The 21,080-nt window shown below is 57.2% G+C and carries 19 protein-coding genes and 2 pseudogenes; 13 read left to right on the top strand and 8 right to left on the bottom strand.

All coding sequences use genetic code 11. From position 1 onward, the window contains the following. Nucleotides 1-14: 14 nt before the first annotated feature. Nucleotides 15-467: a cupin domain-containing protein gene (locus tag AC1DRN_RS25380; RefSeq protein WP_457266066.1), complete on the bottom strand. Its 453-nt coding sequence runs from the start codon at nucleotides 465-467 to the stop codon at nucleotides 15-17. Between the two features lie 179 nt (nucleotides 468-646). Here AC1DRN_RS25380 and AC1DRN_RS25375 point away from each other — a divergent pair, with 179 nt between their 5' ends. From AC1DRN_RS25375 to AC1DRN_RS25365, 3 genes are all read left to right on the top strand, one after another. Next, entirely contained in the window at nucleotides 647-862 is a 216-nt protein-coding gene (locus tag AC1DRN_RS25375; RefSeq protein WP_457266067.1) for a hypothetical protein, read from the top strand. A 259-nt stretch (nucleotides 863-1,121) separates the two neighbouring features. Then, a complete protein-coding gene (locus AC1DRN_RS25370) occupies nucleotides 1,122-1,559 on the top strand; it encodes a glycine zipper domain-containing protein (protein ID WP_457266068.1) in 438 nt (145 codons plus the stop codon). Nucleotides 1,560-1,759: 200 nt separating this feature from the next. Beyond that, nucleotides 1,760-1,948 carry a hypothetical protein gene (locus AC1DRN_RS25365; RefSeq protein WP_411740686.1) on the top strand — a complete coding sequence of 63 codons (189 nt, stop codon included), beginning with the start codon at nucleotides 1,760-1,762 and terminating at the stop codon, nucleotides 1,946-1,948. A 333-nt stretch (nucleotides 1,949-2,281) separates the two neighbouring features. Here the strand turns inward: AC1DRN_RS25365 and AC1DRN_RS25360 are convergent, their stop codons facing one another. From AC1DRN_RS25360 to AC1DRN_RS25345, 4 genes are all read right to left on the bottom strand, one after another. Continuing rightward, entirely contained in the window at nucleotides 2,282-3,703 is a 1,422-nt protein-coding gene (locus tag AC1DRN_RS25360; protein WP_223457378.1) for an efflux transporter outer membrane subunit, read from the bottom strand. Further along, nucleotides 3,703-6,894, bottom strand: a complete 3,192-nt coding sequence (locus tag AC1DRN_RS25355) for an efflux RND transporter permease subunit (RefSeq protein ID WP_457266069.1) — start codon at nucleotides 6,892-6,894, stop codon at nucleotides 3,703-3,705. The genes AC1DRN_RS25360 and AC1DRN_RS25355 overlap by 1 nt, the downstream gene beginning before the upstream one ends. Before the next feature lie 12 nt (nucleotides 6,895-6,906). Then, nucleotides 6,907-8,148 carry a multidrug efflux RND transporter periplasmic adaptor subunit MexE gene (gene mexE, locus AC1DRN_RS25350; protein ID WP_477786836.1) on the bottom strand — a complete coding sequence of 414 codons (1,242 nt, stop codon included), beginning with the start codon at nucleotides 8,146-8,148 and terminating at the stop codon, nucleotides 6,907-6,909. A gap of 146 nt (nucleotides 8,149-8,294) precedes the next feature. Then, nucleotides 8,295-8,594 carry a LysR family transcriptional regulator gene (locus AC1DRN_RS25345; protein ID WP_457266071.1) on the bottom strand — a complete coding sequence of 100 codons (300 nt, stop codon included), beginning with the start codon at nucleotides 8,592-8,594 and terminating at the stop codon, nucleotides 8,295-8,297. 147 nt (nucleotides 8,595-8,741) lie between these two features. Between AC1DRN_RS25345 and AC1DRN_RS25340 the strand changes: the two genes are divergently transcribed. The 5 genes and pseudogenes from AC1DRN_RS25340 to AC1DRN_RS25320 form a co-directional block, all read left to right on the top strand. Beyond that, nucleotides 8,742-9,329, top strand: coding sequence for a TetR/AcrR family transcriptional regulator (locus AC1DRN_RS25340; protein WP_457266072.1), 588 nt, complete (start codon nucleotides 8,742-8,744; stop codon nucleotides 9,327-9,329). A gap of 411 nt (nucleotides 9,330-9,740) precedes the next feature. After that, on the top strand, nucleotides 9,741-10,997 hold the full coding sequence (locus AC1DRN_RS25335) for a hypothetical protein (RefSeq protein ID WP_223457367.1): 1,257 nt from the start codon (nucleotides 9,741-9,743) through the stop codon (nucleotides 10,995-10,997). 40 nt (nucleotides 10,998-11,037) lie between these two features. Further along, nucleotides 11,038-12,051: a glycosyltransferase family 2 protein gene (locus tag AC1DRN_RS25330; protein ID WP_457266073.1), complete on the top strand. Its 1,014-nt coding sequence runs from the start codon at nucleotides 11,038-11,040 to the stop codon at nucleotides 12,049-12,051. 8 nt (nucleotides 12,052-12,059) lie between these two features. Further along, entirely contained in the window at nucleotides 12,060-12,455 is a 396-nt protein-coding gene (locus tag AC1DRN_RS25325; RefSeq protein ID WP_223457363.1) for a GtrA family protein, read from the top strand. Between the two features lie 107 nt (nucleotides 12,456-12,562). Continuing rightward, nucleotides 12,563-12,805: pseudogene (locus AC1DRN_RS25320) on the top strand (site-specific integrase); the annotation flags it as partial. On the opposite strand, the gene katG reads toward AC1DRN_RS25320, so the two are convergent. Then, nucleotides 12,788-14,995: a catalase/peroxidase HPI gene (gene katG, locus AC1DRN_RS25315; RefSeq protein WP_457266074.1), complete on the bottom strand. Its 2,208-nt coding sequence runs from the start codon at nucleotides 14,993-14,995 to the stop codon at nucleotides 12,788-12,790. The pseudogene AC1DRN_RS25320 and the gene katG sit on opposite strands and share 18 nt — an antisense overlap. Before the next feature lie 309 nt (nucleotides 14,996-15,304). Here katG and AC1DRN_RS25310 point away from each other — a divergent pair, with 309 nt between their 5' ends. From AC1DRN_RS25310 to AC1DRN_RS25295, 4 genes are all read left to right on the top strand, one after another. After that, the gene (locus tag AC1DRN_RS25310; protein WP_457266075.1) at nucleotides 15,305-15,511 is read left to right on the top strand and encodes a hypothetical protein; all 207 of its coding nucleotides are present in this window, start codon (nucleotides 15,305-15,307) and stop codon (nucleotides 15,509-15,511) included. A 373-nt stretch (nucleotides 15,512-15,884) separates the two neighbouring features. Next, complete coding sequence (locus tag AC1DRN_RS25305) at nucleotides 15,885-16,382, top strand: hypothetical protein (RefSeq protein ID WP_457266076.1); 498 nt, start codon at nucleotides 15,885-15,887, stop codon at nucleotides 16,380-16,382. After that, on the top strand, nucleotides 16,379-17,791 hold the full coding sequence (locus AC1DRN_RS25300) for a PAAR domain-containing protein (protein WP_457266077.1): 1,413 nt from the start codon (nucleotides 16,379-16,381) through the stop codon (nucleotides 17,789-17,791). The genes AC1DRN_RS25305 and AC1DRN_RS25300 overlap by 4 nt, the downstream gene beginning before the upstream one ends. Beyond that, on the top strand, nucleotides 17,788-18,168 hold the full coding sequence (locus tag AC1DRN_RS25295) for a hypothetical protein (protein ID WP_223463119.1): 381 nt from the start codon (nucleotides 17,788-17,790) through the stop codon (nucleotides 18,166-18,168). Before AC1DRN_RS25300 ends, AC1DRN_RS25295 begins: the two co-directional genes overlap by 4 nt. A 252-nt stretch (nucleotides 18,169-18,420) precedes the next feature. On the opposite strand, the gene AC1DRN_RS25290 is transcribed toward AC1DRN_RS25295, so the two are convergent. Further along, nucleotides 18,421-18,618, bottom strand: coding sequence for a YbdD/YjiX family protein (locus tag AC1DRN_RS25290; RefSeq protein WP_008051268.1), 198 nt, complete (start codon nucleotides 18,616-18,618; stop codon nucleotides 18,421-18,423). Between the two features lie 2 nt (nucleotides 18,619-18,620). After that, a complete protein-coding gene (locus AC1DRN_RS25285; RefSeq protein ID WP_457266078.1) occupies nucleotides 18,621-20,678 on the bottom strand; it encodes a carbon starvation CstA family protein in 2,058 nt (685 codons plus the stop codon). 237 nt (nucleotides 20,679-20,915) lie between these two features. On the opposite strand from AC1DRN_RS25285, the pseudogene AC1DRN_RS25280 reads away from it, so the two are divergent. Next, a pseudogene (locus AC1DRN_RS25280) lies at nucleotides 20,916-21,080 on the top strand (IS110 family transposase); the annotation flags it as partial.

Raw genomic sequence — 21,080 nt, 5'->3', positions numbered from 1 at the left:
TCGGCGGCCCTCGCCTACTCCCTCAGGATCAGCAGCGATTCGCCTTTCTTCACGATGTAGGTCGCCAGTTCCGAGGCCTTGCCCTGACCCACATTCTTCGCCACATGGGCGACACCTTCGGGGATGTACAACGAATCACCGGCCTTGAGCGTCACCGGTGCCCGCCCTTCCAGTTGATATTCAAAGGTGCCGCTGATCACGTGCGCCACCTCGACACCGGGGTGAGAGTGCTTGGGCGAAGTCACGCCCGGATCGAAGTCCACGAGCACTTGAAGGACTTCACGATCGGCGGCGCCCAGGTCTTCACGTACCAGGTCCGTGCGATGCAGGCCCTGCTGCCAGCTTTTCATCGCCGGGGCCGGTTGTGTTTCCTGGGCTTGAGCAAGGCTCGCTACAGTGGTGAGCCCTGCGGCGGCCAGGATGAGGCCAAGCTTGCCAATGGTGTGACGGGTGTGGGTACGCAACATTGTCTTTCCTCCAGTTGAACCACGCCAGGCCGCGCCGAAAGTGGCGCGATGCCGGTGGTTCCATTTGGAGGCCGCCGTGTATCGCCCGAGTGTCGGGAAACGCCGGTTTTGTATGCCCGGGTAACGGCGGGCGTTGCGGATACCTGCGGATACAAACCCGTATCGGCGGGTACGCCATCATGAGCACCGGCATAGTGGTCAATGGCGAAGATGAAGTGACCGCGACCCGATCCCACTCAGGTCGCGGCAAGTTCAGGCTTTTTGACTACGCCAGATCGAAGCGATCCTGGTTCATCATCTTGAAGGGCAACCCTGAGGGCCGCGCAGGCTGCGGTTTTCAGGCCCTCAAAAATTCCTCTTTGGGTTTTGTATGGCTCGGTTTGGCTGTGCAATGACAACGTTATGCCAGCCTGACATTCCCCCCCGGCGATCTGTTGACCACCAATCTCCCCGTTTTTTGATTGACCTTCTCTCCCCGTGCCAGACCCGCAACCTTGAACGGGGGGAGTGCCCACAGGTCATAATTGATCAACAAGCGGTTGTGCTAATCACAGATTGGTTGATCCTAATTCATGCACCGTCGAATATCTGTTGACCTGACTGATTCGTACCAACAAACTTTTCTTTTATTGTGTATTTCTAAAGGTTTGTCTGATGCGTAAATCATTCACAGTCGTTGCATTAAGCCTTCTTGTATCGCAGTACTCCCTCGCCGGCGAAGCCACCAACACCGCTATCGGTGGCGGTGTCGGTGGCGCCCTTGGAAGCGCGGTCGGTCAGGCTATGGGAGGTAGCACTGGCGCTGCGATCGGAGCCGGCGTAGGTGGCGCAGCTGGGGGCGCAATGGCCGCGAAGAGTGGCAACAAGACCGAATCAGCCATTGGCGGGGGGCTCGGTGCAGCGGGTGGCCAGGTAATCGGCAACAGTGTTGGTGGTTCCACCGGTGGCCTGATCGGGGCTGGACTGGGCGGCGCAGCAGGTGGTGCTATCGGCAACAATGTGGCCAACGACAACGACAACGACAACGGCCACTACGACCACAAGCATAAAAACAAGTACAAGAACAAACATAAACACAAGCATGACGACTGATCTCGGATTCCGAGATTGAGCAACTGGAAGCATTGTTTCAAAAGGGAGTGGACCCTCCTCACTGACACATTCATGACTTGCCCCGAACTGCTCCCCAGCTGCAGCTCGGGGTTTTTTCCTCCGGCGTTCTGCCGACTGAACACAATCCCCTCGTGCCCAATTTCTCGATGCTACGCTGAAATCTCCATGGAGAATTCGCGATGTCAAACGCCGACCTGCTCCCTTCCCTACTATTCAAGCTCAACGAAAACCAACTCGCCCTCGAAGCGGCCATCATGGAGCTCTCCAACTGGGTCGAGCAGCGCGGCTCGGCCGATGTCGCCGACAACGTACGCGGCGCCTTGGAGGCGATCAACCGCAACGAGGCGTTCATCAAGATGACACTCTGACACTCGCGGTGATGATGACGCGAGAATGACTGCTCTCTCGAAAGCCGCTGCAGAGCTGTCTTTTAGAAGCCAACTTGTGAATAGGAATTCGAACTCCACCAGCCCACTATCGAGCGCTTCCTGCGCCCGGTGGCCTCTACCAGGGTTTTACCGATGCCTTGCTGCCAGAGCCGCTGCGCGAGGGCAATCCGTTAGGGCTGCCGCGCTTTGTGGACGGTCATTAACTGTAGGAGCGAGCCTGCTCGCGATGGTCGTCAACGATAACGCGTGTGTCCTGACTAAACGCGGCGCTCTTGAGTCCATCGCGAGCAGGCTCGCTCCTACAACAACGGGTCATCCGTCGTTTTTCGCCAGCTTCGTTTCACCGCTGTCCCAACCACCACCCAAGGATTTGTAGATCGCAACAATGGCGCGGTACTGCTCAGTTTCACCCAGCGCCTGGGCATCTTCGGCGTTCAGCCGCTCACGCTGTGCGTCCAGCAACACCAGGTAGTCCACCACCCCTTCCTTGTATTGCGTCGCCGCAAGATCGGCCGCTGCGCGACTCGACTCGCTTTGCCTGATCAGCGACAGCAAGCGTTGCTGGCGTTTGCCATAGTCGCTGAAGGCGTTTTCCGACTCTTCCAGAGCCAGCAACACCTGTTGCTCATAAGTCGCCAATGCTCCCTCGGCGTCGGCATCTGCTCCACGAATACGCGCCCGCACGCTGCCCAGGTCAAACGCAGCCCAGGTGATGCTCGGACCCAGGCTCCAGGCGCGGGCGGCACTGGAACCGATTTGCGAACCACGCCCCGCTATGAACCCGAGGAACCCACTCAAGCTCACCCGTGGAAACAGGTCGGCGGTGGCCACGCCGACATCGGCGGTTGAAGCCGCCAACCGGCGCTCCGCCGCGAGCACGTCCGGGCGCCGGTGCAACAGCTCGCCAGGATCGCCAATCGGCAGCGCCTTGGCGATGGCCGGCAAGTCCTTTGGACTCAAGTCGATGCTCAGCCTGTCCGGGCGTTCGCCCAGCAGTGTGGCGATGCGGTTTTTGTCGCGTACTTGTTCTGCTTGCAGTTGCGGCACGGTTGCCTCGACCGCCGCCAACCGGGCATCGGCACGCACCACGTCGAGTTCGTTACCCACGCCAGCGTCACGCAGGCTCACCGTCACGGCGCGCGACTCGCTTTGGTTCTTGAGGTTGGCCAGGGCGATTTTTTCCCGCAGTTGCGCACCACGCAGTTGACCATAGGCATCCACCAACTCGGCGATCATGGTCACCCGCAGTTGGTACAGGTCCGCCGCCGTGGCATCTTCCCGGGCATCGCTGGATTCCAGTTCACGCTGGATGCGCCCGAACAGGTCGATCTCCCAGGCCATGTCCAGGCCCAGATCGTAGCGTTCGGTATTGACCCGATTCACGCTCTGTCCCGGCACCTGTGCCTTGCCCTGCTGGCTGCTGACCCGGCTGGTGACCACCGGCAGGTTGTCATTGCTGATGTCATCGCGGATGGCCCGGGCGGCTTTCCAGCGGGCGAAGGCCACACGCAGATCGCGGTTGCCGTTGAGCGCCTTGCCGACCAGCTGATTCAGCGTGGGGTCATCGAACTGCTGCCACCACACCGTTTCAAAGCGCGACCGATCGTAATTGGCCCCTTTCGCCGAGACGACATGGGCAGGCGCTGTGTCCGGGGTTTTGTAATCCGGCCCTACGGTGCAGGCGGCCAATGCCGCGACCAGGAGGCTGGGAAGGAAGAGTTTGAAAGCGTTCATCAGTGTGCCTCCGGATCAATAACGTTGAGCGAGTGAACCCGGGCCGCCTTGCGCGCGGTTTTACGTTCGATGTAGCGACGAATCAGGACGAAGAACACCGGCGTCAGCAGCAAGCCGAAGAAGGTCACCCCGAGCATTCCGGAGAACACCGCGACACCCATGGCCCGGCGCATTTCCGAACCGGCACCGCTGGAAGTCACCAGCGGAATCACGCCCATGATGAAAGCGATCGAGGTCATCAGGATCGGCCGCAGACGCATGCGGCAGGCGTCGAGCACAGCGTCCAGCGGCGACAGGCCCTGGTCCTGCCGGTCCTTGGCGAACTCGACGATCAGGATCGCGTTCTTGCAGGCCAGGCCCACCAGCACGATCAGGCCGATCTGGGTGAAGATGTTGTTGTCGCCTTTGGAAATGATCACCCCGACAATTGCCGACAACAGGGTCATCGGCACGATCAGGATCACCGCCAGCGGCAGGCTCCAGCTTTCATACAGTGCCGCCAACACCAGGAACGCCAGCAGGACGCAGAGCGGGAACACCAGCAAAGCGGTGTCGCCGGACAAAATCTGCTGGTAGGTCAGGTCGGTCCACTCGTAGGTCATGCCGTTGGGCAATTCTTCCTTGAGCAGTTTCTCGATGGCTTTCTGGGCCTGGCCGGAGCTGAAGCCGGGAGCCGCCGCGCCGTTGATTTCCGCACTGATGAAGCCGTTGTAGTGCATGACCCGATCAGGCCCCGACGTCGGGCTGACCTTGATGAACGTGGCGAGCGGGATCATTTCCCCATGGTCGTTGCGCACCTTCAACTGGCCGATCTGCTCCGGTTCCAGGCGAAATTGCTGGTCAGCCTGGACGTTGACCTGATAGGTGCGGCCGAAACGGTTGAAGTCGTTGGCATACAGCGAGCCCAGGTACACCTGCAACGTGTCGAAGATATCGCTGACGGCGACGCCGTGGGTCTTGGCTTTTTCCCGGTCGATCGCGGCATCGACCTGCGGCACGTTCACCGTGAAGCTGGTGAACAGATTGGCCAGTTCCGGAACGCTGCGGCTCTTGGCAATGACGTTCATGGTTTCTTTGTACAGGGCTTCATAGCCCAGGTTGCCGCGATCCTCGATCTGCAGTTTGAAACCACCGATGGTGCCCAGGCCTTGAACGGGCGGTGGCGGGAACACGGCGATGTAGGCGTCCTGAATGCTGCCGAACTTGGCGTTCAGTGAAGCGGAAATCGCCTTTGCCGACAGACTCGGGTCTTTGCGTTCATCGAAGGGCCGCAAGCCGATGAAGGCGATACCGGCGTTCGGACTGTTGGTGAAACCATTGATCGACAGACCGGGGAACGCCACCGCGCTGTCGAAGCCTGGCTCGTTCATGGCGATGCTGCTCATGCGGCGGATCACCGATTCCGAACGATCAAGGCTGGCGGCGTCCGGCAGTTGCGCAAAGGTCACCAGGTACTTTTTATCCTGGGTCGGCACGAAACCGGTCGGCGTGGTGCTGAAGCCCATGTAGGTCATGGCGATCAGCCCGGCATACACCAGCAAGGCCACGCTGCTGCCACGAATGACCTTGGCGACGGCAACCACATAGCCGTGGCTGGCCTTTTCGAATACGCGGTTGAAGGGTTTGAACAGCCAGCCACCGAACAGACGATCCAGCACTTTGGAGAAACGGTCTTTCGGCGCGCCGTGGGCCTTGAGCAATACCGCGGCCAACGCCGGCGACAGGGTCAAGGAGTTGAACGCCGAGATCACCGTCGAGATGGCAATGGTCAGGGCGAATTGCTTGTAGAACTGGCCCGTCAATCCGGAGATAAAGGCTGCAGGGACGAACACCGCGCACAACACCAACGCCGTGGCGATGATCGGGCCGGTCACCTCGCCCATGGCTTTCTTGGTTGCCTCGATCGGCTCGAGGCCCAACTCGATGTTGCGCTCGACGTTCTCCACCACCACGATTGCATCATCGACCACGATCCCGATCGCCAGCACCAGGCCAAACAGCGACAGGGCATTGAGCGAGAAACCGAACAGGTGCATCACGGCAAAGGTGCCGATCAACGACACCGGTACGGCGACCAGTGGAATGATCGAGGCGCGCCAGGTTTGCAGGAACAGGATCACCACCAGTACCACCAGAATCAGCGCTTCGAACAGCGTGTGAACCACCGCCTCGATCGAACTGCGCACGAAGATGGTCGGGTCGTAGACGATCTCGTAGTCCATGCCCTCCGGGAAGTTCTTCTTCAGCTCGGCCATCTTCGCCCGCACCTGATCGGAAACGTCGATCGCATTGGAACCCGGGCGCTGGAAGATCGGCATCGCCACCGCTTCCTGGTTATTGAGCAAGGCGCGCAGGGCATACTGGTTGGAACCGAGTTCAATCCGCGCAATGTCCTTGAGGCGAGTGATTTCGCCGTCCGGACCACTGCGGACAATCACGTTCTCGAACTCCTCCTCGGTGACCAGCCGCCCCTGGGAGTTGATCGACATCTGGAAGCTGGTGGCGTTGGGCGCAGGCGGTGCGCCCAGTTGACCGGCAGCGATCTGACGGTTCTGTTCACGGACCGCGTTGACCACGTCGGTCGCGGTCAGGTTGCGTGAAGCGGTCTTGTTCGGATCGAGCCAGATACGCAGCGAGTAGTCGCCGATACCGAACATCTTCACGTCACCGATACCGTTCAGGCGCGACAACTCATCCTTGACGTTGAGGATCGCGTAGTTGGACAGGTACAGCATGTCGTAGCGCTTGTCCGGCGAGGTCAGGTGCACCACCATCGTCAGCTCGGGCGACGCCTTGTCCACGGTGATACCGATACGCGTCACTTCTTCGGGAAGTTTTGGCTCGGTGCGCGTGACGCGGTTCTGTACCTGCACCTGGGCGTTGTCCAGGTCAGTGCCGAGGGCGAAGGTCACCGTGAGGGTGAGCCGGCCATCGGCGGTGGACTGCGAATACATGTACAGCATGTTCTCGACGCCGGTGATGGCTTGCTCGAGTGGCGCGGCCACGGTTTCGCCAATCACCTTGGGGTTGGCACCCGGGTAGTTGGCGTGGATGACGACGGTCGGTGGTACCACCTCGGGGTATTCACTGATCGGCAACTGGAACAGCGCGATGGCGCCGGCGATCAGGATCAGCAGCGACAACACCGCGGCGAAGATCGGCCGCGTGATAAAGAACCGGGAGAACTTCATGGCTGTGTTCCTTTATCCGCGAGGCGAAACGGCAGCATCCGTTTTCACCAGCGCCGGTGACGGAGCGGCGGGCTGATTACCCGCCTCGATGGCCTGGCGTTGACGGGCCAGGGTGGCGACGGTTTGCGCATCGGCCATCGGCGCGTCCTGCGGCGCGACCACCGCGCCGGGACGAACCCGCTGCAGGCCGTTGATGACGATGCGGTCTTCTTTCTGCAAACCGCTGCGCACGATGCGCAAGCCTTCGAGCTTCGGCCCCAGGTCGACGCTGCGGTACACGGCCTTGTTGTCCTGGTCGATCACCAGCACGAACCTCTTGCCCAGGTCGGTGCCCACCGCCTCGTCCTTGATCAGCAGGCCGGCGTAGGCTGCACTGCCCACCAGTTTCAATCGGGCATACAAGCCCGGGGTGTATTGACCGTCGGCGTTGTCGAACACCGCGCGGCCACGGATGGTGCCGGTCTTGGGGTTGACCTGGTTGTCGACGAAGTTCATCTGCCCCAGGTGGCTATTGCCCTCCTCGTTCGACAAGCCCATGTACACCGGCGTGGATTGACTGCGCTGGCCTTGACGGGAGAGCTGACCGTACTTGAGGAACAGGCGTTCGTCGGYATCGAAATAGGCGTAGACCTTGTCGGTGGAGACCACGCTGGTCAGCGCCGAGGTGTCGGCGGTGACGATATTGCCGGCGGTGATTTCGGCACGGCTGACCCGGCCGCTGATCGGCGCGGTGACGCGGGTGAAGCTCAGGTTCAGGCGTGCCAGATCGAGTTGCGCCTGCACGGCATCGACGGCGGCGCGGGCTTCCTGGGCGGTGGTGGTGCGCGTGTCGGCCAGTTCTGCAGAAATCGCATTGCTGCTCAGCAGACGCTGGCCGCGTTGCGCTTCATTGCCAGTTCGAACCAGCGTGGCGCGAGCTTGTTGCAACTGCGCTTCGAGGCGATGCACTTCGTGTTCGAACGGCCGTGGATCGATCTGGAACAGCAAATCCCCTTTCTTCACCGACTCGCCATCCGTGAAGGCGACACGATCGATCTGCCCCGAGACCCGCGGGCGAACCACGACGGTTTCCGGCGCTTCCAGACGGGCGGTGACTTCATCCCATTCGGTGATGGGTTGCTCGAGCACTTTGGCGACCGTGACAGGCGGCGCACCAGGAGCCTTGGCGGCATCGGGTGCGTGACCGCAGGCCGTGATGGTCGCCAACGCCAATGCAGCAAGGGGATAACGCAAAGGTTTGAGTGACTGTTCCATGGGTAGCGTCCGCCTGACGGTTTAGGGGTTGGAGAATTCTCGGCCGCACAGGGGGCAGCGACGAATTGAACGGAGTGAACTTGGTTATCATCAATAATGATGACCATCATGTATAAGCACAAAAAAAATGAATACTCAGATCAAGCCTATGAATTAACCGGTTTTTTACTGCAAGCCGTCAGACTGACGACCGAGCAAATGGAGTCCAGTGCGGGCCCAAGCGTTTGCGCCACCTGCAAGGCTCGGGTGGTCGGTTCCATTTTGTGGCCAATGCGTTTAAACAGAGGGTCGTTGAACAGCGTACGCAATCGACTCAATGCGCCGCTGACCGCCGGCTGGCCCAAGGCAAGCCTTTCTGCAGCCCGAGTGACATTGCGCTCCTGAATTAGCGCCTCGAAAATCACCAGCAAATTGAGGTCGATATTGCGCAGATCATTACGTTTCATGGGTCGGCACCCTGGGAGGTATTTTGACTTGAGCCACGGTCTCGTGGCCTGCAAAACCATTGCCGCGAATTTATATTATGACCATCATAATTACCAGCCCCTCAGCAAAAATTTGCCAGGGCGCTCATCGGATCACAGGGCCCACTCATGAAAGTGACGAAAGACCAGGCAGCAGCCAACAAGGAAGCGATCCTCGGCGCGGCCTCGAAGATGTACCGGGAAAAAGGCATCGACGGCATCGGTATCGGCGAACTTTCCCGCTCGGTGGGCCTGACCCATGGCGGCTTTTACGGACAGTTCCCCGGCGGCAAGGAGCAGTTGGCGTCAGAGGCGGTCAGCCGCACGTTCGAAACCAACATCGAAGACTGGCGAGCGGCTAAATCCATCCCCGAACTGCTCAAGGGTTACTTGACCCAAAGCCACCTGAGCAACTGGACCGAAGGCTGTCCGATTCCCGCCCTGGGCGCCGATGTCGCGCGTAATGGCGGTGCTGTCAGCCACTCGTTCACCCAAGGCGTGCAGACGCTGATCGAAACGCTGCTGCCATTGGTCGACGGCGAAACCGATGATGAAAAGCACCAGGAAGCCTTGCGCATCCTGTCATCGATCACCGGGGCCATACTGATCGCCAGAGCCCTGGACAACCCTCGATTGTCGGAGCAGTTCCTGCAATCGGTGATCGCTGCCTGGTCTGTCAGCGCCGAAAAAACAGTAGACGGGCTTGCCGCGACCTGATCCATACAAGTCGCGGCAAGTTCAGGCTTTTTGATCACGCCAGATCGAAGCGATCCAGGTTCATCATCTTGAAGGGTAACCCTGAAGGCCGCGCAGGCTGCGGTTTGCAGCCCCTCAAAAACCCCTCTTTGGGGTTTGTCTGGCTAAGTTTGGCTATGCAATGACAGCTTTATGTCAGCGTGACACTTCTCTCTGCGGCGTCCTGCCGAACGAACACGATCCGGCATCCAATAGCGGTGAGCTGTGAGCTGTGAGCCCGACCAAAATACTCACCATCGAGTCGCAAGCTCATGGAGTGTGGTGCCACCGAAAGGAGCAGCGCCAACGTCTAACGGGTATACTCGCTGCTTCCAATTAACTTTGCGCCTCACCATTCGTGCAAGAACAAAACACATAGAGGGAAGAACAAGGATGACATCACTTAAACCTGCTGAGCCCATCAGCGATGATAGAGGGGAGCACGTCACAAGCAAATTCGACACCATCTCCAATACAAAATCAAAACACCTGACCAACTTGATTGCCTATGTCGCACTGCTGGCAATTTGCATAGTTATATTTGAACCGTTGATAAGCACGCTATCAGCAAATGCATTTGACTACGTTACTCACTTGAGGTGGGCAAGCGAAATGGAAGAAGGCCAAAAGCTGATACTTCCACACCCGCTGTATCACCTACTGTCAATTCTCACAAAGAAAATATTTCTTATTACCTATGCGCAGTCGTCAACTATCGTAATAGTGTTGTCGATATTTTTTCTTTCAGTCTTAAACTATAAAATACTGGCAGAGAGCGTGCATGCAGTAATCGCCATACTGTTCTCAGTCTGCCTACTTCTTGTTACTCCACTGCAACTATTCTTCCCTATCGACCAACACCTCTATTTCGGCTACATCGGAATCAGCATTTACCACAGCCCTACCATGCTGCTTCTAAAGCCCCTCTCCCTCCTTGCTTTCTGCTACGCGCTCAAATCCGCAAACAGCACATCGAACAACAACTTATCCAGTGGCATCGCACTTGCTCTATCTTTGTTTTTCTGCGGAATTTCAAAACCGAATTTCTTAATTATTGTGCTGCCTGCATTTGTGCTATTTCTCTTGGTTACCCACAGACTGAAGCCAGTACTGACGAACAAATACATATACCTCTCATTTTTTCTTCCGATCTTCACAGTGCTTGGCCTGCAATTTTTCCAAACATTTTTCTTCCAGGACCTTTCACAAGCTACCGGCAGCACGGAAAGCCACATCGTGGTTTTGCCTTTTGAGACAATGGCTCATTACTCAAACTTTCTGCTTCAGAAATTAATTTTATCGATAGCGTTTCCACTGCTGGTTTTTCTGTGCTACCCAAGAAGCTTCATACAAGACAAAGCTTTAATTTTTTCTTCCTGCTGCCTTTTCATGGGCTTAGTTCTTACGTACTTCTTTGCAGAAAGCGGATCCAGAATGTACGACGGGAATTTCTGGTGGAGCGGGCAAATGGGGCTTTACCTGGTATTCCTGTTTTCTGTCGCCTTCTTGTTTAAAAACACAAAAGCCCTTACCAAGAAGAAAGTGGATAAAGCAAAGTACTCTCTTTGCCTGGCACTATTTGTTTTGCACGCCGCATTCGGGGTGTTTTTTTACCGGCAGGAGCTTCTTTTTAATGCGAAATTTTGGTAAAAACCCGTCGAGCCCACAATTAAATAAGACATAAAACACCATGACATCAAAAGCGGCTGGGCCACATATTTCAGTCATCGTTCCGGTTTACAAAGCCGAGAACTCACTTGACGAACTTTACTCACGATTAAGAAAGTCCCTTGAAGAGATTACAATCGATTTTGAGATTTTGTTGGTAGAAGACTGCGGAGGCGATCGCTCATGGCAAATAATAGAGCGCCTCGCCGAAGCTGACCCGCGAGTTCGTGGCATTCAGCTAAGTCGAAACTTCGGCCAGCACTATGGAATTACCGCCGGCCTGGACGCTTGCCGAGGGCAATGGGCTGTCGTAATGGATTGCGACCTTCAGGACCGTCCTGAAGAAATTCCACGCCTCTATGCCAAAGCCCAGGAAGGCTACGACATTGTTCTAGCCTTGCGAGGAAAACGAAGCGATCCCCCGCTCAAGCGAGCAACCTCCTGGCTGTTCTATAAGACGTTCAGCTACCTGGCAGACTTTGAATATAATGGCGACAGCGGCAACTTCCGCATCATTTCCCGAAAGGTTGTGGATAACGTCTGTCAAATGCGAGAGCAGCTCCGCTTTTTTGGCGCACTGGTTCACTGGACAGGCTTTGCCAGTACAGGAATTGAGATCGAGCATGCGGAACGCCTGGATGGGAAAAGCACTTATACATTTTCAAAGCTTTGGAATTTGGCTATGGAAACAATAATTGCATACTCAGACAAGCCACTTCGACTTGCGGTGAAGCTTGGGTTCACCATGGCGCTACTGTCATTCATTTACGGAGCCTACCTCATATTTACCACCCTGCTCCATGGCGCGGTAGTGCAAGGCTGGACCAGCCTCATGGTCTCGACATTCTTCATTGGCGGCATTGTGATATCCATACAAGGTATCGTTGGAATATATGTCGGAAAGACATTTGACCAAACCAAGAGGCGCCCCTTGTATATCATAGGGAAAAAAACATACGAATCGCGTGGGGAAATATCAGACATTACTGCACGCCGCTCACACTCAGCGTCGATTATCGAAGAAGACAGAGGGTAATAGACTGAATGAGCTTTTTCACCACTCCCGCTTTTGGTCAATTAATACGCTACGGCATCGTTGGCCTGGTTAACAACTCTTTGCTTTACCTCGGGTATCTGTTGATTGTGTATTCCGGGAGCGGTGAAAAACTGTCGATGACACTGATGTATCTAACAGGCGTCGCCATTGGCTATATCGCCAACTACAAGTGGACATTTTCTCAGAGAAAAAATCGAGGAGCATTAATCCGTTATGTGCAGATGCATATAACCGGATACTTGATCAATTTTATGCTCCTGTACATCCTTGTCGACACTCTGCATTACCCCCATCAGATCATTCAAATTCTTGCGATAATAGCGGTAGCATTTTTTGGATTCTTCACATGTAAGTACTTCGTTTTTCGCGAAAGCTCGACATGAAAACAAGGAGTATCAATCATCAAAACACGAGCTACCGAATAGCCAAGTCACACTGAATCAGGTCGCGATCTATTTGGCATTGCTATTGATCATAATCCTGACTGCTGTCAGGAGTTAGGTGGCAGCGACCCTATCAGAGCCGCCACACCTATGCCTCCATGATGCTATCCGTTGGCGAGAATCCAATGCAGGTAGCCAAGCAGCTCGGCCACAAAGACTGGACCATGATCGCCAAGGTTTATGGTCGCTGGATGCCCTCCGCTGATGCAGGAGCCGGAGGGCGAACCGAGGCACTTTTTGCCGGTCGTGCCAGCGTCATGACAACATCTCCTCTAAACAGTGCGGTTTAAGTCGAAGCGATCCAGGTTCATCACTTTGGTCCACGCAGCGACGAAGTCCTTGACGAACTTCTGCTGCGCATCGGCGCAGGCATAGAACTCGGCCAAAGCTCGCAACTGCGCATTGGAACCGAAGACCAGATCGACTCGAGTGCCCGTCCACTTCAGCGCGCCGGTCTTGCGATCGCGCCCTTCATACTCTTGCTGGGCATCCGATACCGGCTTCCACTCCACGCCCATATCCAGCAGGTTGGTGAAGAAGTCGTTGGTCAAGGCCTCCGGACGCGTGGTGAACACTCCGTGTCTGCTCTGGTCGACATTGGTGTTCAACACCCGCAAGCCGCCCAGCAACACCGTCATTTCCGGCGCGCTGAGCGTCAGCAGTTGCGCCTTGTCGATCAGCAGTTTTTCGGCCGGTACACGGTACTGTTGCTTCAGGTAATTACGGAAGCCGTCGGCAATCGGTTCAAGGTATCCGAAGGATTCGACATCGGTCTGTTCCTGGCTGGCGTCCATGCGCCCCGGCGTGAAAGGTACCGTCACGCTGTGGCCGGCATTTTTCGCAGCCTGTTCCACGCCCACGCCACCGGCGAGCACGATCAGGTCGGCCAGGGAGATTTTCTTGCCGCCACTGTTGAACTCCTTCTGAATGCTTTCGAGTTTTGCCAGCACCCTGGCCAGTTGTTCTGGCTGGTTGGCCTGCCAGGACTTCTGCGGCTCCAGACGCAAACGCCCACCGTTGGCACCACCGCGTTTATCGGAGCCACGGAAAGTCGACGCTGCCGCCCAGGCTGTAGATACCAGCTGCGAGACTGACAGCCCCGAGGCGGCAATTTTGCCCTTGAGCGCGGCCACATCGCTGTCATTGACCAGCGGATGATCGACGGCAGGGATCGGGTCTTGCCACAGCAGCTCTTCGTTCGGCATTTCCGGGCCGAGGTAGCGTGAAAGCGGCCCCATGTCACGGTGAATCAGCTTGTACCAGGCACGGGCGAAGGCGTCGGCCAACTGGTCTGGATTGGCCAGGAAGCGCCGCGAAATCGGCTCATAGATCGGGTCGAAACGTAGCGACAGGTCCGTGGTCAGCATGGTCGGATCACGCCGTTTTGCGGGATCATGGGCATCCGGAATGGTGCCGGCGCCAGCGCCGTTTTTCGGCTTCCACTGGTTTGCCCCCGCCGGGCTCTTGGTCAGTTCCCATTCGTAACCGAACAGGTTCTCCAGGTAGTTGTTGCTCCACCGGGTTGGCGTGGTCGTCCAGGTCACTTCCAGGCCGCTGGAGATGGTGTCGCCACCTTTACCGGTACCAAACGTGCTCTTCCAGCCCAGGCCCTGCAGCTCGAGGCCGGCGGCTTCGGGCTCAGGTCCGACATGGTCGACGGGACCTGCACCGTGGGTTTTGCCGAAGGCGTGACCGCCCGCGATCAGCGCGACGGTTTCCTCGTCGTTCATGGCCATGCGCGCAAAGGTTTCACGGATGTCCGTCCCGGCGGCGACCGGATCAGAGTTGCCTTCAGGGCCTTCGGGGTTTACGTAAATCAGGCCCATCTGCACGGCTGCGAGGGGGGCCTCCAGATTGCGCTCTGCGGGAGCTTGCCCGGCATCTTTGCCATAACGCACGTCGCCACCCAGCCACGTTTTTTCCGAGCCCCAGTAGACATCTTCGTCCGGTTCCCAGACATCCGGGCGGCCAGCGGAAAAACCAAAGGTCTTGAAGCCCATGGACTCCAGTGCAACGTTGCCGGCGAGGACGATCAGGTCGGCCCAGGAGATTTTGTTGCCGTACTTTTGCTTGATTGGCCAGAGCAGCCGACGGGCCTTGTCGAGGCTGACGTTGTCCGGCCAGCTGTTGAGCGGTGCAAAGCGCTGCTGGCCGGAGCCGGCGCCGCCCCGGCCGTCACCGGTGCGATAGGTGCCTGCGGCGTGCCAGGACATGCGGATAAAGAAAGGCCCATAGTGACCGAAGTCCGCCGGCCACCAGTCCTGGGAGTCGGTCATCAGCGCAGTCAGGTCTTTTTTCAACGCCTGGAAGTCCAGGCTCTTGAAGGCTTCGGCGTAGTTGAAGTCGCCCCCCAACGGGTCAGATTTGGGCGAGTGTTGACTCAAGATCTTCAGATTCAGTTGGTTCGGCCACCAGTCGCGGTTCGTCGTGCCACCGCCAGCAGCGGCGTGATTGAACGGGCATTTCGATTCAGTTGACATGGCATCTCCTCTTTATTTTGTTTTCAGCTAACCATCCTTAAGCGTGGATCCGGATCACCGATTGATGAAATAGCTTTTCGGTATGAGATCCATAGCCTTAAGGCTATGACGGCCCAGTGATCAGTCGCTCCAGAACATCCATTAAAGTACCGGTCCGGGAAACTGTCGCTTCATCTTGGTAGATAGCTGATAAACAGTTCAAATCTGCAAGGAAATGCAAGATCATGAACACCTGCCACAATGGATAGGTAGCCTTTGCTGCAAGGACGCTGGCGATCGTAAGAATTGTTTGCCGCGAGAGGTTTCGCCATGCTCCTCAAAGTCATTGTCATCTGGTCATTGCTGTCGATCATCGTCGCCGCCGTGTTCTGTCGCCTGATGCATAACGCCAAGGTCGCCGACCGGGCGCTCAAGATCACCCGGCCGGATCATGAGACTCATGAACGAAACGTTGGCAATGCGTCCATGCCCCGGGACAAAAGTGGCAGCGACGATTCGGATTACCACGCGGCTTGAGCCATTCAGGGCGTTCCTGCACTCAAAAAAAAACCGGCTGTTCACAGACTGTGTGAAAACCTGCAATTTGCACGGTGCTCAAAGAAATTGCTCCGTATCGAAAGATACGGAGCAATTTTCTTTATGACTTACATCTAGGGAGATGTCCCGCAGATTGCTATGTTTTCACGCAGCCTGTGTAATTTCCCTGTAGGAAATGGGTTGTTTGTTATTGCGAAAATTCCTATTCGTTCATTTTGGCTATGCCGTTGGATTGCTTTCAGCACGCGTCCCACCGTCTTATTCGTCGTCGCCCAATATTCCCTCTGCTCAGCGCTTCTGCCGAGATGAGAAGGAAAGGCAACTCAAACCGATGACGATAAGGAAGTTGCAAATGAATGCACCTGTGCACCCCTTGTATACCAACGAAGTTTCTCCTGAGTTTCTCTGCAGTCTTGACGCCCCCCATTTCACAGAAGAACGACTTGCGCACTTTTGCGACGAAGCTCTGGCGGTTGTTCGCCAGCAGCAGGCTTACGTAGAAGCTCATCCCACTCGCGCCGTTTATCGATTTGCAACCGAAGGTAGCCAAACCCGCGATGGCGGGGTAGTCCAGCAAGCGACATCGCCGCTGACGTTCACATTGGACAGCGGTCAGAAAGTACGTGCGGCACAGAAAGGCGATTACGTCCTGTACGCCGATGGGCGTACGGCGCAGATCGTCACGGGCGCGGGTCAAGGGAATAGCCATTTAGCGCTGGTCGGCAGCCGTCTCTGCAATGGCGACGAGGTCATCAACACCTTACAAGGCGGTTGTTTGTTGGTGGGGCGTGAAGGTGTGCCGATGGCCGAGGGCTTTCTGCCTTCCATCAAGGAGGAAGAACATCAATGAACGAAGGACATTTCATTGGCCTGCATGACAAGACCACCTGTGGCGGCAAGGTCCTGAATGGTGACACCCGGATATTGATGTACGGCATTGCCCATGCCCGCGAAGGTGATCGAGTCACCTGTGGCAAGGACGGCAAGACTTACAAAATTGTCGGTGGCATTTCGCACATGATCAGTCATGGCAAAGCCATGGCGGGCACGCTGGACAGCCACAGCGATTGCCCCTGCAAGGCCCGACTGATCCCCTCGGTGGTCACGGCGACCTATCGCAACGCTAACTCCGCACCGCGAACGGACAGGAGCGTTGTGCAACCCGTTTCCAGTGCGGCAACCAGTCAACCGGCCGCGCCACGTCAGCCTGGTTTCGCCCCTTCGAACCCACCGGCGCCTGTCATATTCGCCCGCGTAGACCCTCAAGAACCGGGCTTCTATGTGGTGCCCAAAAGCATGACCCGCGAGGCATTGGAGGCCACGTTGTTCGCCACGCCCGATGCCGCCGTGATGCGCAAGTTTCGGGCACTCAACCCAGTATCAGACAACATCAAAGCCGGCTCGTTGATCGTACTGAGCGACCCGAACAACACCTCCTGCACCTACCAGGAAGCGCAGCTGATGCAGGCCGCGCAGCAGGTCAAGGCCGCCCTTGATCCCCTGACGCCGGAGGAAGCCGAGTTCATGTTCCGCCACGCGGCGGAAATCGCCAGTTTTAGCGGCGAGACTTCGACCTGGCTTGGCGTCAGCGCGGTGGTGATGGAAAAACACCTGGCCCGACTGCGCGACACCCTGCAAGCCATGGAGCGTCTGCATCAAGACAGCTATCGCCAACACGGCCACCTCAAATCACCGCAGTTCTTCGCCGAACGCCAGCGCCTGCTCGCCCAACTCGATGCTCATCTGCTGAACTCCACTCGCCTGCGTGGCCAGACCACCCTGGGCGATCACCCGAAGCTGAAGACGGCGCTCGGCATTTCCAGTCGCAGCCTGGTGCACCACTGGGACAAGGCCGGGGCGCCGGGGCAGATACCGGGGTATGCCAATCACGTGAATGCGACCAGTCGGGCGGCGAAGTACATGAGCACCGGCGGTTACATCGGCATTGGCATTGGTGGGGTTTCTTCGTTGCTGGCTGTTCAGGAGATTTGTGTAGACGACTCTGGAGCGGCTTGTGAGAAGGTCAAGTTTACGGAGGGAGGAAAATTTGTGTTGTCGACAATCGGTGGTCATAGAGGTGGAGAGTTGGCATATATAGCTAGCGGCCCTGTTTGCTTGGCGCTTGGGGTATCCACAGGGATTGGAGGAGTTATCTGCGTTGCGGCCATAGTAGGGGCTGGTGCATGGGTGGGCTCTGAAGCTGGAGGTGTTGCAGGAGAGTTCCTGGGCGAGAAACTGTATGAGGCCAAGCAACGGTGATCAACGCCTGGAGTCTCTGGGTTGTCATTTTGGTTGTGGGTGGGCCATTCCTGTTGAGTATTGGTACTTTTGCCTACAGCCTTTACTTGATGCGTCATCTGGATTCCATGTTGAAAGCTTTGGAAAATAGTCGACATATTGTTGTTTGGGGAGCGAGTTTGCGACAACAAGGATGGTTTGGGCGACTCATGTTGGTGGCAAAAATCACAGGAATGGTGATATGGCCAGGGCCGGGAATTCGCACTGGTGAAATGGATCCTGACGATGTAAAGAATTTCCCGCCTCACCTCAAACAACTTCTCAAAATCAAGATTTTGATATCGGGAATCATTGTTATCTGGGGGGCAGTTGCATTCGCGCTGGTGAAATTCAAGTAATTATGTGCATCGATTCCAGGTTGAAGACGGCCCTCGGCATTTCCAGTCGAAGCCTGGTGCACCACTGATAAAAGGCTGGTGCACCAGGAAAGATAAGAAGCAGGACTGCGAAATGCAAACGGCACCGGAACAGACCGTGTGAAAACGCGGTCTGCCAAGATCAAAAACAAATGCCCCGACTTGTCGKGGCATTTGTTGGGTTGGCCTTCAGTGGCTTTCACACAGTCTGTTCAGCCGGTTTCTTTATTTCACTCAACAGCACTTCGGTCCGGCTTTACTGCCGTAACGGGCCTCCTGGCGTTCGCGGAAGAACGCCTCGTAGTCCATCACCGGTTTATCCGGGTGCTTGCTCTGCATATGCTCGACGTAGTTGTCGTAGTCGGGCATGCCGACCATCAGGCGCGCGGCCTGACCGAGGTATTTGCCGAGGCGACTCAGGTCATTGAACATGATCAGGCATCCGGCAGCGCGTGGAATGGCGCTTCCTTATCCGTACGCTCCTTGGTGCCCCAGGCGGCAATACCGACCTTGAGCGCGAAGAACAGGATGCTGAACACCACGAACAGGAACAGCGCGGTCAGCGTTGCGTTGGTGTAGGCGTTGAAGATCACGTGCTGCATCTGGGTGATGTCCTTGGCCGGGGCCAGCACCTGACCGTTGGCCAGGGCATCGCTGTACTTCTTCGCCAGGGCGAGGAAGCCGATCGCCGGGTTGGCATCGAACAGCTTGATGAAGCCAGCGGTGGTAGTGCAGATCAGCAACCATACCGCCGGCAGCAAGGTGACCCAGACATAACGCTGGCGCTTCATCTTGATCAGCACCACGGTAGCGAGCATCAGCGCGATACCGGCCAGCATCTGGTTGGAGATGCCGAACAGCGGCCACAAGGTGTTGATGCCGCCCAATGGATCGATCACGCCCTGATACAGCAGATAACCCCACATGGCCACGCAACCGGCGGTGGCAATCAGGTTGGCGGTCCAGGATTCGGTGCGACGCAGGGCTGGCACGAACGAACCGAGCAGGTCCTGGAGCATGAAACGCCCGGCGCGGGTGCCGGCGTCCACGGCAGTGAGGATGAACAGCGCTTCAAACAGGATCGCGAAGTGGTACCAGAACGCCATGGTGTTCTCACCCGGCAGGACGTGGTGCAGGATCTGCGCGATCCCCACCGCCAGGGTCGGCGCACCACCGGCACGGGCCAGAATCGTGGTTTCACCGATGTCGTGGGCCACCGCTTGCAGGGCTTCCGGGGTAATCGCAAAGCCCCAACTGCTGACGGTTTGCGCAACGGCAACCGCATCGGCGCCAACCACGGCCGCCGGGCTGTTCATGGCGAAATACACGCCCGGATCGATGACCGACGCAGCGACCATGGCCATGATCGCCACGAACGATTCCATCAGCATGCCGCCGTAACCGATGTAACGGGCATGCCCCTCACTGGCGAGCAGTTTCGGCGTGGTGCCGGAGGCGATCAGCGCATGGAAACCCGACACCGCGCCACAGGCGATAGTGATGAACAGGAACGGGAACAACCCGCCCTTCCACACTGGGCCGGTGCCGTCGATGAACTGGGTCAGGGCCGGCATTTTCAGCTCGGGCATGGTCACCAGGATGCCGATGGCCAGGGCGACGATGGTGCCGATTTTCAGGAAGGTCGACAGGTAGTCACGGGGTGCCAGAATCAGCCACACCGGCAACACCGCCGCGACAAAACCGTAGCCGATCAGCATCCAGGTGATCTGCAGACCGGTAAAGGTAAAGGCCTTGGCCCACACCGGATCCGCGGCAATCTGCCCGCCGAGCCAGATCGAACCGAGCAGCAACAGCACGCCGATCACCGAGATCTCACCGATGCGACCCGGGCGGATGTAGCGCATGTAGATGCCCATGAACATCGCGATCGGGATGGTCGCCATCACCGTGAAAATACCCCACGGGCTCTCGGCCAGGGCTTTCACCACGATCAGCGCCAGCACCGCGAGGATGATGATCATGATCAGGAAGCAGCCGAACAGCGCGATGGTGCCGGGGATGCGGCCCATTTCCTCGCGAACCATGTCGCCCAGGGAGCGGCCATTGCGGCGGGTGGACATGAACAGGACCATGAAGTCCTGCACGGCACCAGCCAGCACCACGCCGGCGATCAGCCACAGCGTGCCGGGCAGGTAGCCCATTTGCGCCGCCAGTACCGGGCCGACCAGCGGACCTGCACCGGCAATGGCCGCGAAGTGGTGACCGAAAAGTACGTGTTTGTTGGTCGGCACGTAGTCCAGACCATCGTTATTGAGCACAGCCGGAGTGGCCCGATTGGGATCGAGCTGCATCACTTTATTGGCGATGAACAGGCTGTAGTAGCGGTAGGCAACAAGGTAGATGGCGACGGCTGCGACTACGATCCACAGGGCGTTGATCGCTTCGCCGCGGCGCAGGGCCACGACACTCAGCGCAATCGCTCCCAGGACAGCCACGGCAAACCAGGCGAGGTGTTTAGCCAGACGGGGCATAGCGTGTCTCCTGCCGACAGCCGGTGACTGCGGCGGTAATTTTTATAATTGTGTCCGCGGTGCGGAGCTGGCCCAATATCTGCGCATGCCGTCCACAAATAAATCCGCGTTACTACGTACGTAAGGTCTACGTAGTTCTACGTAGAACACGCCGATCCCCTAATGAAATGGCTACCCCCGCCGCCCCCTGTGATCGACCACTAAGCTTTCACAGGGGGCTTATCGGAGATCATTGCCATGAGCAAAGTAGCTATTGCCGCCATCGATCTGGGAAAACACACCTTTCATCTACATGCACAGGATGATCGTGGTCACGAGCTGTACCGCAAAAAATTCAATCGGGTAGCGCTCATGCAGCACCTGATGAACCTTGAGCCCTGCACTGTCGTGATGGAGGCCTGC

The sequence above is a fragment of the Pseudomonas sp. P5_B3 genome (genome assembly GCF_056400405.1).
The sequence above is the reverse complement of the archived record's forward strand: the minus strand, read 5'-3'. Positions and strand labels throughout refer to the sequence as shown.

Bases quoted from the DNA above. Each gene is read 5' to 3' on its own strand.
- AC1DRN_RS25380 (WP_457266066.1), bottom strand. From the start codon at position 467: ATGTTGCGTACCCACACCCGTCACACCATTGGCAAGCTTGGCCTCATC.
- AC1DRN_RS25375 (WP_457266067.1), top strand. From the start codon at position 647: ATGAGCACCGGCATAGTGGTCAATGGCGAAGATGAAGTGACCGCGACC.
- AC1DRN_RS25370 (WP_457266068.1), top strand. From the start codon at position 1,122: ATGCGTAAATCATTCACAGTCGTTGCATTAAGCCTTCTTGTATCGCAG.
- AC1DRN_RS25365 (WP_411740686.1), top strand. From the start codon at position 1,760: ATGTCAAACGCCGACCTGCTCCCTTCCCTACTATTCAAGCTCAACGAA.
- AC1DRN_RS25360 (WP_223457378.1), bottom strand. From the start codon at position 3,703: ATGAACGCTTTCAAACTCTTCCTTCCCAGCCTCCTGGTCGCGGCATTG.
- AC1DRN_RS25355 (WP_457266069.1), bottom strand. From the start codon at position 6,894: ATGAAGTTCTCCCGGTTCTTTATCACGCGGCCGATCTTCGCCGCGGTG.
- AC1DRN_RS25345 (WP_457266071.1), bottom strand. From the start codon at position 8,594: ATGAAACGTAATGATCTGCGCAATATCGACCTCAATTTGCTGGTGATT.
- AC1DRN_RS25340 (WP_457266072.1), top strand. From the start codon at position 8,742: ATGAAAGTGACGAAAGACCAGGCAGCAGCCAACAAGGAAGCGATCCTC.
- AC1DRN_RS25335 (WP_223457367.1), top strand. From the start codon at position 9,741: ATGACATCACTTAAACCTGCTGAGCCCATCAGCGATGATAGAGGGGAG.
- AC1DRN_RS25330 (WP_457266073.1), top strand. From the start codon at position 11,038: ATGACATCAAAAGCGGCTGGGCCACATATTTCAGTCATCGTTCCGGTT.
- AC1DRN_RS25325 (WP_223457363.1), top strand. From the start codon at position 12,060: ATGAGCTTTTTCACCACTCCCGCTTTTGGTCAATTAATACGCTACGGC.
- katG (WP_457266074.1), bottom strand. From the start codon at position 14,995: ATGTCAACTGAATCGAAATGCCCGTTCAATCACGCCGCTGCTGGCGGT.
- AC1DRN_RS25310 (WP_457266075.1), top strand. From the start codon at position 15,305: ATGCTCCTCAAAGTCATTGTCATCTGGTCATTGCTGTCGATCATCGTC.
- AC1DRN_RS25305 (WP_457266076.1), top strand. From the start codon at position 15,885: ATGAATGCACCTGTGCACCCCTTGTATACCAACGAAGTTTCTCCTGAG.
- AC1DRN_RS25300 (WP_457266077.1), top strand. From the start codon at position 16,379: ATGAACGAAGGACATTTCATTGGCCTGCATGACAAGACCACCTGTGGC.
- AC1DRN_RS25290 (WP_008051268.1), bottom strand. From the start codon at position 18,618: ATGTTCAATGACCTGAGTCGCCTCGGCAAATACCTCGGTCAGGCCGCG.
- AC1DRN_RS25285 (WP_457266078.1), bottom strand. From the start codon at position 20,678: ATGCCCCGTCTGGCTAAACACCTCGCCTGGTTTGCCGTGGCTGTCCTG.